The organism is Curtobacterium sp. MCSS17_007, from assembly GCF_003234175.2.
In the GTDB taxonomy this organism is placed as follows: domain Bacteria; phylum Actinomycetota; class Actinomycetes; order Actinomycetales; family Microbacteriaceae; genus Curtobacterium.
This window is the reverse complement of sequence record NZ_CP126257.1, coordinates 2056404-2073119: the sequence shown is the minus strand read 5'-3', so window position 1 is coordinate 2073119 and position 16716 is coordinate 2056404. Positions and strand designations below refer to the sequence as shown.

Annotated in this window: 9 protein-coding genes, 3 tRNA genes and 3 rRNA genes; 13 read left to right on the top strand and 2 right to left on the bottom strand. The window is 66.3% G+C overall.

Going from position 1 to position 16716, the window contains the following annotated elements:
• Nucleotides 1-74: 74 nt before the first annotated feature.
• The 11 genes from serA to DEJ22_RS09765 all read left to right on the top strand — a co-directional run bounded on the left by serA (nt 75) and on the right by DEJ22_RS09765 (nt 14124).
• Entirely contained in the window at nt 75-1664 is a 1590-nt protein-coding gene (gene serA / locus DEJ22_RS09815; RefSeq protein WP_111226973.1) for a phosphoglycerate dehydrogenase, read from the top strand.
• 10 nt (nt 1665-1674) lie between these two features.
• Complete coding sequence (locus DEJ22_RS09810) at nt 1675-2742, top strand: 3-isopropylmalate dehydrogenase (protein WP_111226972.1); 1068 nt, start codon at nt 1675-1677, stop codon at nt 2740-2742.
• Nucleotides 2743-2757: 15 nt separating this feature from the next.
• On the top strand, nt 2758-3894 hold the full coding sequence (locus DEJ22_RS09805) for a branched-chain amino acid aminotransferase (RefSeq protein ID WP_111226971.1): 1137 nt from the start codon (nt 2758-2760) through the stop codon (nt 3892-3894).
• Nucleotides 3895-3918: 24 nt separating this feature from the next.
• A complete protein-coding gene (locus DEJ22_RS09800; RefSeq protein WP_111226970.1) occupies nt 3919-4689 on the top strand; it encodes a fumarylacetoacetate hydrolase family protein in 771 nt (256 codons plus the stop codon).
• Nucleotides 4690-5201: 512 nt separating this feature from the next.
• Nucleotides 5202-6723 (top strand): 16S ribosomal RNA (locus DEJ22_RS09795).
• 422 nt (nt 6724-7145) lie between these two features.
• Nucleotides 7146-10273 (top strand): 23S ribosomal RNA (locus DEJ22_RS09790).
• 139 nt (nt 10274-10412) lie between these two features.
• A 5S ribosomal RNA gene (gene rrf, locus DEJ22_RS09785) occupies nt 10413-10529 on the top strand.
• Together the 16S, 23S and 5S rRNA genes form the textbook arrangement of a ribosomal RNA operon.
• A gap of 145 nt (nt 10530-10674) precedes the next feature.
• The gene (gene gltX, locus DEJ22_RS09780) at nt 10675-12162 is read left to right on the top strand and encodes a glutamate--tRNA ligase (RefSeq protein WP_111226353.1); all 1488 of its coding nucleotides are present in this window, start codon (nt 10675-10677) and stop codon (nt 12160-12162) included.
• Between the two features lie 10 nt (nt 12163-12172).
• Nucleotides 12173-13135, top strand: coding sequence for an NAD(P)/FAD-dependent oxidoreductase (locus DEJ22_RS09775; RefSeq protein ID WP_181430685.1), 963 nt, complete (start codon nt 12173-12175; stop codon nt 13133-13135).
• Nucleotides 13136-13179: 44 nt separating this feature from the next.
• A tRNA-Gln gene (locus tag DEJ22_RS09770) sits at nt 13180-13251 on the top strand.
• Between the two features lie 237 nt (nt 13252-13488).
• Complete coding sequence (locus DEJ22_RS09765) at nt 13489-14124, top strand: MBL fold metallo-hydrolase (RefSeq protein WP_111226352.1); 636 nt, start codon at nt 13489-13491, stop codon at nt 14122-14124.
• Between the two features lie 63 nt (nt 14125-14187).
• Here the strand turns inward: DEJ22_RS09765 and DEJ22_RS09760 are convergent, their stop codons facing one another.
• Nucleotides 14188-15147, bottom strand: a complete 960-nt coding sequence (locus DEJ22_RS09760) for a DUF72 domain-containing protein (RefSeq protein ID WP_111226351.1) — start codon at nt 15145-15147, stop codon at nt 14188-14190.
• 103 nt (nt 15148-15250) lie between these two features.
• Here DEJ22_RS09760 and DEJ22_RS09755 point away from each other — a divergent pair.
• Nucleotides 15251-15326, top strand: a tRNA-Glu gene (locus DEJ22_RS09755).
• Between the two features lie 58 nt (nt 15327-15384).
• Nucleotides 15385-15460 (top strand) — tRNA-Glu (locus DEJ22_RS09750).
• 83 nt (nt 15461-15543) lie between these two features.
• Here the strand turns inward: DEJ22_RS09750 and DEJ22_RS09745 are convergent.
• Entirely contained in the window at nt 15544-16653 is a 1110-nt protein-coding gene (locus DEJ22_RS09745) for an NAD(P)-binding domain-containing protein (protein WP_111226350.1), read from the bottom strand.
• Nucleotides 16654-16716: the final 63 nt, after the last annotated feature.

Sequence of the window (16716 nt, the reverse complement as noted above, 5' to 3'; positions counted from 1 at the left end):
GTCGCGGTCGTAACGGGGTCCCCGCGTCGATACGATGGTGGGACACCGCCCGTCTCGTGTGAGGAACTGCAGCTGTGCCGAAGCCGGTCGTCCTGATCGCCGAAGAACTCTCGCCCGCAACCGTCGACGCCCTCGGGCCCGACTTCGAGATCCGGAACGTGGACGGTACCGACCGCTCTGCACTCCTGGCCTCCCTCGCTGACGCGCACGCCGTGCTGGTGCGCTCCGCCACGAAGATCGACGCCGAGGCCATCGCCGCGGCGCCGCAGCTCAAGGTCGTCGCCCGCGCGGGCGTCGGTCTCGACAACGTCGACATCAAGGCGGCGACGACCGCCGGTGTCATGGTGGTCAACGCACCGACGTCGAACATCATCTCGGCCGCGGAGCTGACGGTCGGCCACATCCTGTCGCTCGCGCGCCACATCCCTGCGGCGCACGCGTCGCTCGCGGCGGGCGCCTGGAAGCGCTCGTCCTACACGGGTGTCGAGCTCTACGAGAAGACCGTCGGCATCATCGGCCTCGGCCGCATCGGCGCGCTCATCACGCAGCGTCTGCAGGCCTTCGGCGTGTCCGTCATCGCGTACGACCCGTACGTCACGACGGCCCGCGCGCAGCAGCTCGGGGTCGAGCTCGTCTCGCTGGAGGACCTCCTCCGCCGAGCGGACTTCACCACGATCCACATGCCGAAGACGCCGGAGACGGTCGGCATGATCTCCGACGGGCAGTTCGCGCTCATGAAGCCGACCGCGTTCGTCGTGAACGTCGCCCGTGGCGGCCTGATCGACGAGGATGCCCTGCACCGGGCGCTCACGTCAGGCGTGATCGCCGGCGCCGGCCTCGACGTCTTCGTGTCCGAGCCGCCGAAGGACTCGCCGTTGCTCGGACTGCCGAACGTCGTCGTCACGCCGCACCTCGGTGCGTCCACCGACGAGGCTCAGGAGAAGGCCGGTGTCTCGGTCGCGAAGTCCGTGCGCCTCGCCCTCGGCGGCGAGCTGGTGCCGGACGCGGTCAACGTCGCCGGCGGTGTCATCGACCCCTACGTGCGTCCCGGCATCCCGCTCATGGAGAAGCTCGGCCAGGTGTTCACCGGCCTCGCCACGTCACCCGTGACGAGCATCGACGTCGAGGTGCACGGCGAGCTCGCGCAGTACGACGTCAGCGTGCTGAAGCTCGCAGCGCTGAAGGGCGTCTTCACCGACGTCGTCAGCGACCAGGTCTCCTACGTGAACGCACCGCTGATCGCCGAGCAGCGGGGTGTGAGCGTCCGGCTCATCACCGACGCGGACAGCCCCGAGTACCGCAACGTCCTCACCATCCGCGGCGCCCAGTCCGACGGGCCGGCGATCAGCGTGTCCGGCACGCTCACCGGCGCGAAGCAGGTCGAGAAGCTCGTCGAGATCAACGGCCACGACGTCGAGGTGGCCCTCGACGCGCACCACGTCGTGATGGTCTACACGGACCGGCCCGGCATCGTCGCGGTCTACGGCAAGGAGTTCGGTGACGCCGGCATCAACATCGCGGCGATGCAGATCTCGCGGCAGGAGGCCGGCGGTCAGGCCCTCAGCGTCCTGACCGTCGACTCGCCGGTCCCCGCGGAGATCCTCGAGCACGTCCGGTCCACCATCGACGCGACCTCGCTCCGCGAGATCGACATCACGCTGTAGGGCCGCCGACATGGCACAGACGGTCAAGCTCGCGGTCATCCGCGGCGACGGCATCGGGCCCGAGGTGGTCGACGAGGCGCTCAAGGTCCTGCACGCCGTGCTGCCCGACGACGTCGACGTGCAGGAGACCGCGTTCTCGCTCGGTGCCGCTCGGTACCTCGAGACCGGGGACATCCTCACGGACGACGACATGGCCGCGGTCGCCGAGCACGACGCGATCCTGCTCGGCGCCGTCGGTGGCGACCCGCGCGACCCCCGGCTCGCCGGGGGCATCATCGAGCGCGGGCTCCTGCTGAAGCTGCGCTTCGCGTTCGACCACTACGTGAACCTCCGCCCGACGAAGGTGTACTCCTCGGTCGCGAGCCCCCTGGCCGAGCCTGGCGAGGTCGACTTCGTGGTCGTCCGCGAGGGCACCGAGGGGCCGTACGTCGGCAACGGCGGCGCGATCCGGGTCGGTACCCCGCACGAGATCGCGACCGAGGTCTCGCTCAACACGGCGCACGGCGTGGAACGGGTCGTCCGGTACGCGTTCGACCTCGCGGCGCGACGGCCCCGGAAGCACCTGACGCTCGTCCACAAGAGCAACGTGCTCGTGCACGCCGGCGCGCTCTGGCAGCGCACGGTCGCCACGGTCGCGGAGGAGCACCCGGACGTCACCGTCGACTACCAGCACGTCGACGCGGTGACCATCCACATGGTGCGCGAGCCCGGTCGGTTCGACGTCATCGTCACCGACAACCTGTTCGGCGACATCATCACCGACCTGGCCGGCGCGATCAGCGGCGGCATCGGTCTGGCGGCCTCGGGGAACATCAACCCGGACGGCACCTTCCCCAGCATGTTCGAGCCGGTCCACGGTTCCGCGCCGGACATCGCAGGCCAGCAGGTGGCCGACCCGACCGCCGCCGTCCTGTCCGTCGCCCTCCTGCTCGACCACCTGGGCCGCGCGGACCTGGCGGCGGCCGTGACCGACGCGGTCGAGGCCGACCTCGCGAGCCGGGGCACCACGCCGCGCAGCACGTCCGAGATCGGTGACGCCATCGCCGCCGCGGCCGTTGCGCGCACCACCACCGCCTGACAGGAGTCACCCCCGATGCACAACGACAGCGCGAGCACCGACACCGTCACCGACGGCGACTTCGCCCTCGAGTTCGCGAGCACCCCGTCGCCCGAGCGTCGTGCTGCCGCCGAGCGCGAGGAGATCCTCGCCGACCCGGGCTTCGGCAAGCACTTCACCGACCACATGGCCACCGTCCAGTGGTCCCTCCAGGACGGCTGGCACAGCGCCTCGATCCACCCGTACGGGCCGCTGACCCTCGACCCCAGCGCCAGCGTGTTCCACTACGCGCAGGAGATCTTCGAGGGCATGAAGGCCTACCGCCACGCCGACGGTTCGGTGTGGTCCTTCCGGCCGGACGCGAACGCCCGCCGCTTCCAGCGCTCGGCACGCCGGCTCGCGCTCCCGGAACTGCCGGTCGAGGTCTTCGTCGAGTCGGTCCGGCAGCTCGTCCGCGCCGACGTCGACTGGGTCCCGTCGGCTCCGGAGACGAGCCTGTACCTCCGCCCGTTCATGATCGCGACCGAGTCGTTCCTCGGTGTCCGGGCCGCGCAGGAGGTCGCGTACCACTGCATCGCCAGTCCGGCTGGGGCGTACTTCACGTCCGGGCCGAAGCCGGTGAGCATCTGGCTGTCGACGAAGTACGCACGTGCTGCCCGTGGCGGTACCGGCGCCGCGAAGACCGGTGGCAACTACGCGGCGTCCCTGCTCCCGCAGCAGGAGGCGTACGAGCAGGGCTGCCAGCAGGTCATGTTCCTCGACTCCGAGGAGGGCAAGTACCTCGAGGAGCTCGGCGGCATGAACGTCGTGCTCGTCAAGTCGGACGGTACCCTCGTCACGCCCGATTCCGAGTCGATCCTCGAGGGCATCACGCGCGACTCGATCCTGCAGCTCGCGGAGGACCGCGGGTTGCGGGTCGAACGTCGCCGCGTGACCCTCGACGAATGGCGGGACGGCGTCGCCGACGGCACGATCACCGAGGCGTTCGCCTGCGGTACCGCGGCGGTCGTCACGCCCATCGCGGAGCTCCGCGGCGAGGGCTTCACCATCGGCTCGCCGACGGTCGGAGCGGGTGAGCTCACCATGTCGCTGCGCGAGGAGTTGACCGACATCCAGTACGGCCGCCGTCCGGACCCGCACGGGTGGATGACCCGGCTGACCGAGCCGGCCTGAGCCCGGGATCGGTAGGGTCGACGGGTGAAGATCGCACGGTTCAGCAGCACGGGTGAAGACCCGCGGTACGGCATCCTCGACGAGCGCGACCTGGTCGTGCTCGCGGGGGACCCGATGTACCAGGGGTTCGAGACGACGGGGGAGCGGGTGCCGCTCGCCGACGCCAAGCTCCTCGCGCCGGTGATCCCGCGGTCGAAGGTCATCGGTGTCGGCCTCAACTACGCCGAGCACGCGTCCGAGATGGACGAGCGGTCGAGCGACGATCCGGTGGTGTTCCTCAAGCCGAACACCGCGGTCATCGGGCCCGACGACCCGATCCGTCTGCCCGCCGAGGTGGGACGCGTCGACCACGAGGGCGAGCTCGCGATCGTCATCGGCTCGCTCGCCAAGAACGTGCGTCGCGAGGACTTCGCGAGCGTGGTGCTCGGCTACACCATCGCGAACGACGTCACCGCACGTGACCTGCAGGCTCGCGACGGACAGTGGACCCGCGCGAAGGGCTTCGACACCTTCTGCCCGCTCGGCCCGGTCATCGAGACCGAGATCGACCCGTCGGACATCCGACTCGAGACCCGCGTCGACGGCGAACTGCGCCAGGCGGCGTCGACGAGCGAGATGGTGCACGACATCCCGACCCTCGTCGAGTTCGTCTCGTCGATCTGGACGCTCCTGCCGGGTGACGTCATCCTGACCGGGACGCCCGCCGGGGTCGGAGCCATCCGCGACGGCGAGGTCGTCGAGGTCCTCATCGAGGGTATCGGCTCGCTGAAGAACCCGGTCATAGGCCGGCACTGACCGGCCCGACCGCACCGACGGCCCGCTCCTGACAGGGGAGCGGGCCGTCGCTGTGTGCGGGGCCGTCGCGACACCGGCGCGCGACACGCCCGGGAGTCAGCACGGTTGGCCGAGCCCCTGGAGCGTGTGTAGAGTAATCACTCGTTGCCGCTGAGGCGGAGAACGGAACGGCCGAGACGGTCACCGGGTCGAGTACCTGGGGATGCAGTCCGGACGGGGTCTCGCTCGGCAACGAATCCCACCACGAAGACGAGTCGCAAGGCTGTCTGGTTGGTGTCGAGAATCCAAAGCCCCTCTGGCGGAGCTCCTTCTGGAGTCGAGTGGGGGGTGCGTCTGGTCCTTGAGAACTCAACAGCGTGCACATTGTCAATGCCAATTATTTTGACCCCGTGCCTGGCCTGCTTCGGTGGGTTGGGTCGGAGACAATTCCTTTTGGATTGAAGATTGTCCAGTGGACAGTCAACGGTCAGTATCAACTCGGCCTGCTGCTTCGGTGGTGGGTTGGTAATTTTTTTACGGAGAGTTTGATCCTGGCTCAGGACGAACGCTGGCGGCGTGCTTAACACATGCAAGTCGAACGATGATCAGGAGCTTGCTCCTGTGATTAGTGGCGAACGGGTGAGTAACACGTGAGTAACCTGCCCCTGACTCTGGGATAAGCGTTGGAAACGACGTCTAATACTGGATATGATCACTGGCCGCATGGTCTGGTGGTGGAAAGATTTTTTGGTTGGGGATGGACTCGCGGCCTATCAGCTTGTTGGTGAGGTAATGGCTCACCAAGGCGACGACGGGTAGCCGGCCTGAGAGGGTGACCGGCCACACTGGGACTGAGACACGGCCCAGACTCCTACGGGAGGCAGCAGTGGGGAATATTGCACAATGGGCGAAAGCCTGATGCAGCAACGCCGCGTGAGGGATGACGGCCTTCGGGTTGTAAACCTCTTTTAGTAGGGAAGAAGCGAAAGTGACGGTACCTGCAGAAAAAGCACCGGCTAACTACGTGCCAGCAGCCGCGGTAATACGTAGGGTGCAAGCGTTGTCCGGAATTATTGGGCGTAAAGAGCTCGTAGGCGGTTTGTCGCGTCTGCTGTGAAATCCCGAGGCTCAACCTCGGGCTTGCAGTGGGTACGGGCAGACTAGAGTGCGGTAGGGGAGATTGGAATTCCTGGTGTAGCGGTGGAATGCGCAGATATCAGGAGGAACACCGATGGCGAAGGCAGATCTCTGGGCCGTAACTGACGCTGAGGAGCGAAAGCGTGGGGAGCGAACAGGATTAGATACCCTGGTAGTCCACGCCGTAAACGTTGGGCGCTAGATGTAGGGACCTTTCCACGGTTTCTGTGTCGTAGCTAACGCATTAAGCGCCCCGCCTGGGGAGTACGGCCGCAAGGCTAAAACTCAAAGGAATTGACGGGGGCCCGCACAAGCGGCGGAGCATGCGGATTAATTCGATGCAACGCGAAGAACCTTACCAAGGCTTGACATACACCGGAAACGGCCAGAGATGGTCGCCCCCTTGTGGTCGGTGTACAGGTGGTGCATGGTTGTCGTCAGCTCGTGTCGTGAGATGTTGGGTTAAGTCCCGCAACGAGCGCAACCCTCGTTCTATGTTGCCAGCGCGTTATGGCGGGGACTCATAGGAGACTGCCGGGGTCAACTCGGAGGAAGGTGGGGATGACGTCAAATCATCATGCCCCTTATGTCTTGGGCTTCACGCATGCTACAATGGCCGGTACAAAGGGCTGCGATACCGTAAGGTGGAGCGAATCCCAAAAAGCCGGTCTCAGTTCGGATTGAGGTCTGCAACTCGACCTCATGAAGTCGGAGTCGCTAGTAATCGCAGATCAGCAACGCTGCGGTGAATACGTTCCCGGGCCTTGTACACACCGCCCGTCAAGTCATGAAAGTCGGTAACACCCGAAGCCGGTGGCCTAACCCTTGTGGAAGGAGCCGTCGAAGGTGGGATCGGTGATTAGGACTAAGTCGTAACAAGGTAGCCGTACCGGAAGGTGCGGCTGGATCACCTCCTTTCTAAGGAGCATCTGGTTCCAGTTCGCTGGGATCCAGGCGCCGTTTCGGACCGAACGTGTCCGACGGTTAGCTCATGGGTGGAACATTGACAGTGCAGTCGGGAGCGCGTCTTCCGGTCTTAGTACGCCAGTTCGCTGGTTGGAAGGGGTCGGGGGTGAGCGGGTCGGCTGGTGCACGTTGTTGGGTCCTGAGGGACCAGGCTTCCTGCCGGTTGGTGTCTTCGGATGCTGGCGTTGGTAGGGGTTGGGCCGGAACGGTCCTTCGGTGGGCCACGTGAAGCGGACTGGTTTGGTTCGGGGAGTGTGGTGCCGATCGTATGTTGAGAACTACACAGTGGACGCGAGCATCTTAGATCGCTCGTGACGATGACGAAGCTTTCGGGCTTGGTTGTTGTTCGAGTCGATCGCAATTTTAATCTTTGTGGTCAAGTTTCTAAGAGCAAACGGTGGATGCCTTGGCATCTGGAGCCGAAGAAGGACGTAGAAATCTGCGATAAGCCTCGGGGAGCTGATAATCGAGCTGTGAGCCGAGGATTTCCGAATGGGGAAACCCCGCCAGGCGACTTGTCGACCTGGTGACTCCCGCCTGAATATATAGGGCGGGTAGAGGGAACGTGGGGAAGTGAAACATCTCAGTACCCACAGGAAGAGAAAACAACATGTGATTCCGTGAGTAGTGGCGAGCGAAAGCGGATGAGGCTAAACCGATCATGTGTGATAGCCGGCGGGCGTTGCATGGTCGGGGTTGTGGGACACGTCGCTCAGTTCTGCCGGACTGGGGCGGTTACAGCGCATCATAGTCGAACCGGTTTGAAAGCCGGGCCGTAGTGGGTGCCAGCCCCGTAGACGAAATGGTGTTATGGCCGGATGTGTATCCCAAGTAGCACGGGGCCCGAGAAATCCCGTGTGAATCTGTCAGGACCACCTGATAAGCCTAAATACTCCCAGATGACCGATAGCGGACAAGTACCGTGAGGGAAAGGTGAAAAGTACCCCGGGAGGGGAGTGAAATAGTACCTGAAACCGTTTGCTTACAAACCGTCGGAGCCTCCTTGTAGGGGTGACGGCGTGCCTTTTGAAGAATGAGCCTGCGAGTTAGCGATATGTGGCGAGGTTAACCCGTGTGGGGTAGCCGTAGCGAAAGCGAGTCTGAATAGGGCGGTTCAGTCGCATGTCCTAGACCCGAAGCGAAGTGATCTATCCATGGCCAGGTTGAAGCGACGGTAAGACGTCGTGGAGGACCGAACCCACTTCAGTTGAAAATGGAGGGGATGAGCTGTGGATAGGGGTGAAAGGCCAATCAAACTTCGTGATAGCTGGTTCTCTCCGAAATGCATTTAGGTGCAGCGTTGCGTGTTTCTCGCCGGAGGTAGAGCTACTGGATGGCCGATGGGCCTCAACAGGTTACTGACGTCAGCCAAACTCCGAATGCCGGTGAGTGAGAGCGCAGCAGTGAGACGGTGGGGGATAAGCTTCATCGTCGAGAGGGAAACAACCCAGACTACCAACTAAGGCCCCTAAGCGTGTGCTAAGTGGGAAAGGATGTGGAGTTGCACAGACAACCAGGAGGTTGGCTTAGAAGCAGCCACCCTTGAAAGAGTGCGTAATAGCTCACTGGTCAAGTGATTCCGCGCCGACAATGTAACGGGGCTCAAGCACACCGCCGAAGTTGTAGATTTCGCACACAGACAAGCCTTCGTGGTTCAGTCGTGCGGAGTGGTAGGAGAGCGTCGTGTGGCGAGTGAAGCGGCGGAGTAATCCAGCCGTGGACGCTACACGAGTGAGAATGCAGGCATGAGTAGCGAAAGACGGGTGAGAAACCCGTCCTCCGAAAGACCAAGGGTTCCAGGGCCAGGTTAATCCGCCCTGGGTAAGTCGGGACCTAAGGCGAGGCCGACAGGCGTAGTCGATGGACAACGGGTTGATATTCCCGTACCGGCGAACAACCGCCCAAGCTAATCCAGTGGTGCTAAGAGTCCTAACCCGGCTCACCGGATCCCTTCGGGGTGATGGTGTCCGGTCTAACGCTCGACCCCATGCTGGTGCGGCTAGCGTATGAACAGGTGTGACGCAGGAAGGTAGCTGAGCCAGGCGATGGTATCCGTAAGGTGAACCTGGTGTAAGGATGTAGGGCTGACGATAGGCAAATCCGTCGTCTGTGTGCCTGAGATCCGACGCGTACCCGTTAGGGGAAATCAGTGATCCTATGCTGCCGAGAAAAGCATCGACGCGAGGTTGCAGCCGCCCGTACCCGAAACCGACTCAGGTGGTCAGGTAGAGAATACCAAGGAGATCGAGAGAATCGTGGTTAAGGAACTCGGCAAAATGCCCCCGTAACTTCGGGAGAAGGGGGGCCGGACACGTGATACGACTTCTCGTTGTTGAGCGTTGAAGGCCGCAGAGACCAGTGGGAAGCGACTGTTTACTAAAAACACAGGTCCGTGCGAAGTCGCAAGACGATGTATACGGACTGACGCCTGCCCGGTGCTGGAAGGTTAAGAGGAAGGGTTAGCCCTCGGGCGAAGCTCTGAATTTAAGCCCCAGTAAACGGCGGTGGTAACTATAACCATCCTAAGGTAGCGAAATTCCTTGTCGGGTAAGTTCCGACCTGCACGAATGGCGTAACGACTTCCCAGCTGTCTCAACCGCGAACTCGGCGAAATTGCACTACGAGTAAAGATGCTCGTTACGCGCAGCAGGACGGAAAGACCCCGTGACCTTTACTACAGTTTGGTATTGGTGTTCGGAGTGGCTTGTGTAGGATAGGTGGGAGACTGTGAAGCGGGCACGCTAGTGTTCGTGGAGTCATTGTTGAAATACCACTCTGGTCACTTTGGATGTCTAACGTAGGACCCTGATCGGGTTCATGGACAGTGCCTGATGGGTAGTTTAACTGGGGCGGTTGCCTCCCAAAGAGTAACGGAGGCGCCCAAAGGTTCCCTCAACCTGGTTGGCAATCAGGTGGCGAGTGTAAGTGCACAAGGGAGCTTGACTGTGAGACTGACAGGTCGAGCAGGGACGAAAGTCGGGACTAGTGATCCGGCAGTGGCTTGTGGAAGCGCTGTCGCTCAACGGATAAAAGGTACCTCGGGGATAACAGGCTGATCTTGCCCAAGAGTCCATATCGACGGCATGGTTTGGCACCTCGATGTCGGCTCGTCGCATCCTGGGGCTGGAGTAGGTCCCAAGGGTTGGGCTGTTCGCCCATTAAAGCGGTACGCGAGCTGGGTTTAGAACGTCGTGAGACAGTTCGGTCCCTATCCGCTGCGCGCGTTGGAAATTTGAGAAGATCTATCCCTAGTACGAGAGGACCGGGATGGACGAACCTCTGGTGTGTCAGTTGTTCTGCCAAGGGCACCGCTGATTAGCTACGTTCGGACCGGATAACCGCTGAAAGCATCTAAGCGGGAAGCCGTCTTCGAGATGAGATTTCCATGCACCTTGAGTGTGAGAGGCTCCCAGCAGACTACTGGGTTGATAGGCCGGATGTGGAAGCGGGGACTAACGACCCGTGGAGCTGACCGGTACTAATAAGCCGAAGACTTGACAACACAACTTTTACCGTGGCGGTTCACCGCTGCGGGCTCGCGTCCACTTTGTGGTTCCCGACAGACGATCGGGAATCAAACTGAATACTTCAGCAATGAGCTTGAAGGAACGGTTTTGATCCAAAGATTGGGTCGAAGGTGTTCCGGTGGTCATAGCGAGAGGGAAACGCCCGGTCACATTCCGAACCCGGAAGCTAAGCCTCTCAGCGCCGATGGTACTGCAAGGGGGACCTTGTGGGAGAGTAGGACGCCGCCGGACTCAACGTTGCAACACCAGGAAACCCCTGACCAGCACTGGTCAGGGGTTTCCTGCGTTCACGGGCCGGGCCTCACGGCCGCGTCGCGGGCGACGCCGGCGTCCCGACGGAGATCGCAGCGGGCACCGCCGGTAGGATCGGAGCGTCATGACTGCGCCATTCACCACTGCCACCGGCTCCGACATCCGAGTCCGTTTCTGCCCGAGCCCGACGGGGACCCCGCACGTGGGCCTCATCCGGACCGCGCTCTTCAACTGGGCGTACGCACGCCACAACGGCGGCAAGCTCGTCTTCCGCATCGAGGACACGGACGCCGCGCGTGACAGCGAGGAGTCGTACCAGCAGATCCTCGACGCGCTGCGGTGGCTCCGACTGGACTGGGACGAGGGCGTGGAAGCCGGCGGTCCGCACGGGCCCTACCGGCAGTCCGAGCGTTCGGAGGTCTACGACGAGGTCATCGCCCGGCTCACGGCCTCCGGTCACGTGTACGAGTCGTACGTGACGCCGGAGGAGATGGAGGCCCGCAACCTCGCCGCCGGTCGCGACCCGAAGCAGGGCTACGACAACCACGAACGCGACCTCACCGACGCCGAGCGCCAGGCCTTCCGCGACGAGGGCCGGCAGCCGGCCCTCCGTCTGCGCGTCCCCGACCGCGACCTGAGCTTCGACGACCTCGTCCGCGGGGAGATCACGTTCAAGCAGGGCACCTTCCCGGACTTCGTGGTCGTGCGCCCGAACGGCAAGCCGCTCTACACGTTCACGAACCCGGTGGACGACGCCCTGATGGGCATCACGCACGTGCTCCGTGGCGAGGACCTGCTGTCGTCGACGCCACGGCAGATCGCCCTGTACGAGGCGCTCCACGAGGTCGGCGTGGCCGCGTTCATCCCGCTGTTCGGGCACCTGCCATACGTCATGGGCGAGGGCAACAAGAAGCTCTCGAAGCGTGATCCCGAGTCGAACCTGTTCCACCACCGTGCCGCGGGCATGGTGCCCGAGGGGCTCCTCAACTACCTGGCGTTGCTCGGCTGGTCGATCGGACCCGACCGCGACGTGTTCTCGTCGGACGAGATGGTGGCGGCGTTCGACGTCGTCGACGTCAACCCGAACCCGGCCCGCTTCGACCACAAGAAGGCCGAGGCCATCAACGGTGACCACATCCGGCGCCTCGACGCTGACGACTTCCGCGGACGCCTCGTGCCGTACCTGTCCGACTTCCTGACCGAGCCGCCGACGGCGGAGCAGGAGCGCGTGCTGACCGAGGCGGCGCCGCTCGTGCAGGAGCGCATGCAACTCCTCGGAGAGGCGCCGGGCATGCTCGGCTTCCTGTTCACCGCCGACGAGGCGCTCGTCGTCGAGGACGACGCCCTGGCGACCCTCAAGGCCAACGACGGCGACGTCCTGCGGGCCGGTGTGACCGCGCTCGAGGGCGTCTCGGACTGGACCACGGCCTCGATCGAGTCGGCCCTGCGTGGCGCACTCATCGACGGCATGGGGCTGAAGCCCCGTCTGGCGTTCGGACCGCTCCGCGTCGCGGTGTCGGGCCGTCGGGTGAGCCCGCCGCTGTTCGAGTCGATGGAGATCCTCGGCAAGGACTCCACGCTGACGCGCCTCCGTCGGCTCGCGGACCGCTGACCCGACCGTGGTGACCTCTGCGGGGGAGCGGTCCGGGGACGGCGTCCTGTCGGTCGACGTCGCGGTGATCGGCGCCGGGCCCGCCGGGTTGAGCGCGGCGCTCAACCTGGTCCGTGCCCGGCGGACGGTGCTGCTCGTCGACGCCAACCGACCCCGGAACGCCGCCACGCTGCGGTCGCACGGGTTCATCACGCGGGACGGCATCTCGCCGCTCGAGCTCCGGAGGCTCGGGCGCGACGAGGTCGCCGGTTACCCGGAGGCGACCGTGGTGCAGTCCGTCGTGGACCGGGTGGCACGGGAGGGCGACTCCTGGACGGTGCACGGGACCTGGCGGGGCAGGGAGCTGGACGCCCGTGCACGCGCCGTCGTGGTGGCGACCGGGCTCCGGGAGGAGTTCCCCGCCCTGCCGTCACTCCGCGCCTTCTACGGCACCTCCGTCCACAGCTGCGTCGAGTGCGACGGCTACGAGCACGCAGGGGCTCCGCTGGCGCTCCTGTGCGAGACGGCCGACATCGTCGACCGCGCCCTGCTCGTGGCGTCGTGGACGGACGACCTGGTGGTCTACACGAACGGCGCCGCGGTGCTCGACGACGACGGGCGTGCGCGGTTGGCCGCGGCCGGCGTCCACGTCGACGAGCGACCCGTCGCCGACCTCGAGGGCGACCGGGCCGGGCTCACCGGCGTCCGCCTGGCAGACGGTGACGTGCGGGCGCACACGGGGGCGTTCGTCCGGCCCCGTTGGCACGCGGACCTCGACTGGCTCGAAGCCGACCTCGACCGCGACGGTGACGGGCTCGTGCGCGTGGACCGACTCGGTCGCACCGGTGTCGCCGGCCTCTACGCGGTCGGGGACGTCACGCCCCCGGGGCCCGAGCAGCTCGTCGTGGCAGCCGGCCACGGGGCCTCGACGGCGGCGGCCGTGCACCGCGATCTGGTCGGTGGTCTCGAAGACGTCCGGGATGCTGTACAGTAGTTGATCGTGCCCCGGACAACGGGGAACAAGGGCCGACAGGCCTTTGGGGTATGGTGTAATTGGCAACACAGCGGTTTCTGGTACCGTCGTTCTTGGTTCGAGTCCAGGTACCCCAGCTCGAGAAAGGCCCCCGGGAGATCCCGGGGGCCTTTCGCGTTGTCGGCGCGAGTCCGGGCCACCGGCGACACGCCCGACCGGTGCGACGCCGCACCTCGGTCTGCCGCTGCTGCGGGCCGCCCGCACCCGTCGGCCGAGGGTCGCAGCGGGGCGGACACGCCCGAGCAGGGCGCCGGCGTCGGATCCGGCGGGCGTCCCGTCGCTCCTGCGGATGCCCGGGGCGTAGGGTCGCCGGCATGGAGGTCACCAAGCTCGAACACGCCTGCCTCGTCGTCGCCGAGGGCGGATCCCGTCTGGTGGTCGACCCGGGAGGCTTCACGCGTCCCGTCGACAGCACCGACGTCGTCGCCGTCGTGATCACGCACGAGCACCCCGACCACGCCTCCGCGGAGCAGGTCCACGGCATCCTCGAGCGGAACCCCGGAGCCGTCGTGCTCGGTCCGCCCGGGGTCGCCCGCGCGCTCGGCGACGCGGGTGTCACGGTGGACGTCGTCGCGGACGGCGACCACCGCAGCATCGGCCCCTTCGTGCTCGACTTCCACGGGACGCGGCACAACCGCATCCACGAGACCGTCCCGGTCGTGGACAACACCGGTGTGCTCGTGAACGGCGTGCTCTTCCACCCGGGTGACTCGTACACGGTGCCGGGCGTCCGCGTCGAGGTCCTCGCCGCACCCCTCGGTGCGCCGTGGCTGCAGATCGGCGACGCGATGGACTACGTCGCGGCGATCGCGCCGCGACGGGCGTTCCCGATCCACGAGGCGACCCTCTCCGAGGTCGGCCGCGACATGCACGCCGGTCGCCTCCGTGAGGCGGTCGCCGCCTCCGGGGAGCTGGTGGTCCTCGCCCCCGGCGACCAGCTGACCGTCTGACGGTGGCGGGCGGCCCGTCGGGCTCGCCCAGCGCCTCCGGACCGGCACCGTCCCACCGGCCCGTCAGCGGGCGGGAGCGCCCCCGGGGGTCGACCCCGCGGCGGCGGCTGTCGGGTGGTCGGAGCGGCCCTGCCCGGGGCGCCGCTGCTCGAGGCGGGCACCGACGAGCCGGTCGAGCGCGAGGGCGTCCCACGGCGCATGCCGCTCGGCGTCGTTGTCGAAGTACACGTACGTGTCACGGCCGGCGACCAGGTGCTCGACGACCGTCGTCGCCCACCGGCCGAGCGCCTGCGGTGCGTACCCGTCGTGGTAGGTCCGGGGTGCGCCGTGCAGGCGGAGGTACGCGATCCGGGCACCCGTGTCGTGCACGAGGCGCGGGAAGTCGCCCGCGTGCGAGTCGACCAACGCCGTCCGGTGCCGACGGAGCACGTCGAGGTGTTCGGACGTGAGGCCGGCGGAGCGGACCTCGAGGACGTGCTCGATCGCGTCCGCGCCGTCGCCCGCGAGCGCCGGCGGATCGGCGACCTTGTCGTCGTGGTACCGGGCGAGGTCGGCGGCGGCGCCGTGGGTGCGGGGGAGCCGCGCGAGGAAGGTGTCGAGCACCTCGGGTGCGGGGAGCAGTGTCTCCGGCAGTTGCCACAGGACGGGACCGAGCACGTCGCCGAGTTCGAGCGGGCCGGAGGCGAAGAAGTTCGCGAGGGCGGTGTCGACGTTCCGCAGGCGCAGCATGTGCGTGATGTAGCGGCCTCCCTTGACCGCGAACCGGAACGGTTGCCCGGCGGTCGCAGCTCGCCATGCCCGGTAGCGCTCCGGTCGTTGCAGGGAGTAGAACGATCCGTTCAGCTCGACGGTGGGGAACCGGCTCGCGACGTGCTCGAGCCACCGGCGCTTCGCGAGGCGCTCGGGGTAGAAGTCGCCGCGCCAGCCGTCGTACTGCCACCCGGACAGCCCGATGCGGACCGTCGCCGGACGCCCCTCGTCGACCCGCCAGGCGTGTGCGACGGCCTCCTGGTCCCCGGTCATGCGCCCACCGTACGCAGGCTCGCTGCACCGCGGCACACCCGGGCGACACGCCCCGTTTTGGCAGTGCGCGGGCGCTGTGTCATACTTATCGGGTTGTCGGAACGGCCCCATCGTATAGCGGCCTAGTACGTCGCCCTCTCACGGCGGTAACGCGGGTTCGAATCCCGCTGGGGTCACCACAGGTGCCTAGCCTCCGAGTCCGACAACGAGTGTGTCCCGCTCCCGAGCGGGACGTGCGGCCCCATCGTATAGCGGCCTAGTACGTCGCCCTCTCACGGCGGTAACGCGGGTTCGAATCCCGCTGGGGTCACCACACCGCAGAACCCCTCCGAGCTCCGGCCCGGAGGGGTTCTGTCGTTCCTGCAGGGCGCTCGGCGTCGGTCGTCGGTCGTCGGGTCAGGCGTGCTCGTCGAACCAGCGATCGAGGTCGCGAGCGGCGGCCCGACCGGCACGGTTCGCACCGACCGTCGACTGCGACGGACCGTAGCCGATCAGGTGCACGCGCGGCTCGTCGGCCACCTGCGTGCCGACCACGGGGACACCACCGAACGGCCCCCGGAGGTGCATCGGGCCGAGGTGGTCGAGGTCCGCGCGGTACCCGGTCGCCCACAGCACGACGTCGACGGTCGTGTCCGATCCGTCCGCCTCCACCACCCCGTGCGGGCGCATGCGCGTGAACATCGGGCGCCGGTCGAGTGCGCCCCGTCGAGCGGCGTCGCGCGCCGCCTCGGTCCAGATGAGGCCCGTGTAGGAGACGATGCTCGCCGGCGGCCGCCCGGCCCGGACGTCGGCGGCGACGCGTCGCTCGACGTCCACACCGTGCACCTCGTGGACGAAGTCGCCGGGCAGGAAGGCGGGCTCCCGGCGGGTGTACCAGACCGTGGAGGTGACGAGGCTGATCTCCCCGAGGAGCTGCACCGCCGAGATCCCGCCACCGACGACGGCGACCCGGCGTCCGCGGAAGTGCTCGGCGTCGACGTACTCGCTGCTGTGCAGCTGCTCGCCGAGGAAGGTGCCGGCGCCGGGCACGTCCGGCACGACCGGGGTGTTCCACGTGCCGGTGGCGTTCACGACCGCCCGGACGCGCCACGAACCGTGGTCGGTGGTGACGGTGAGCGGGCCGTCGGGTCGATCGTCGAGCGGCTCGACCGCGTCGACGTGCACGGGGCGCAGCACGGGGAGGTCCTCGTGTGCCTCGTACGCGGCGAAGTACCGCGGAACCGCGGTGTGGGCCGACTCCCGGGGGTCGACCGGGGGCAGGGGCATGCCGGGCAGGTCGTGGATGCCGTTGACCGTGGCCATCCGCAGCGAGTCCCACCGGTGCTGCCACGCGCCTCCTGGCCGGGGGTTCGCGTCGAGCACGACGACGGTGCGGTCGCCGTGCTGCCCGGGTCGGGTCACCGCGCGGAACCCGCGTCGGCGTAGGTGGTGCGCGGCCGACAGGCCCGCCTGTCCGGCCCCGATCACCGCGACGGTGACGGTCCCGTCCGACGTCGCCCTGTCCACCCGGCGAGCGTACCGGGGCGGAGGGGACCCCGGAGGTGGAACGAGCGGTCTTCCCCCGTTCGT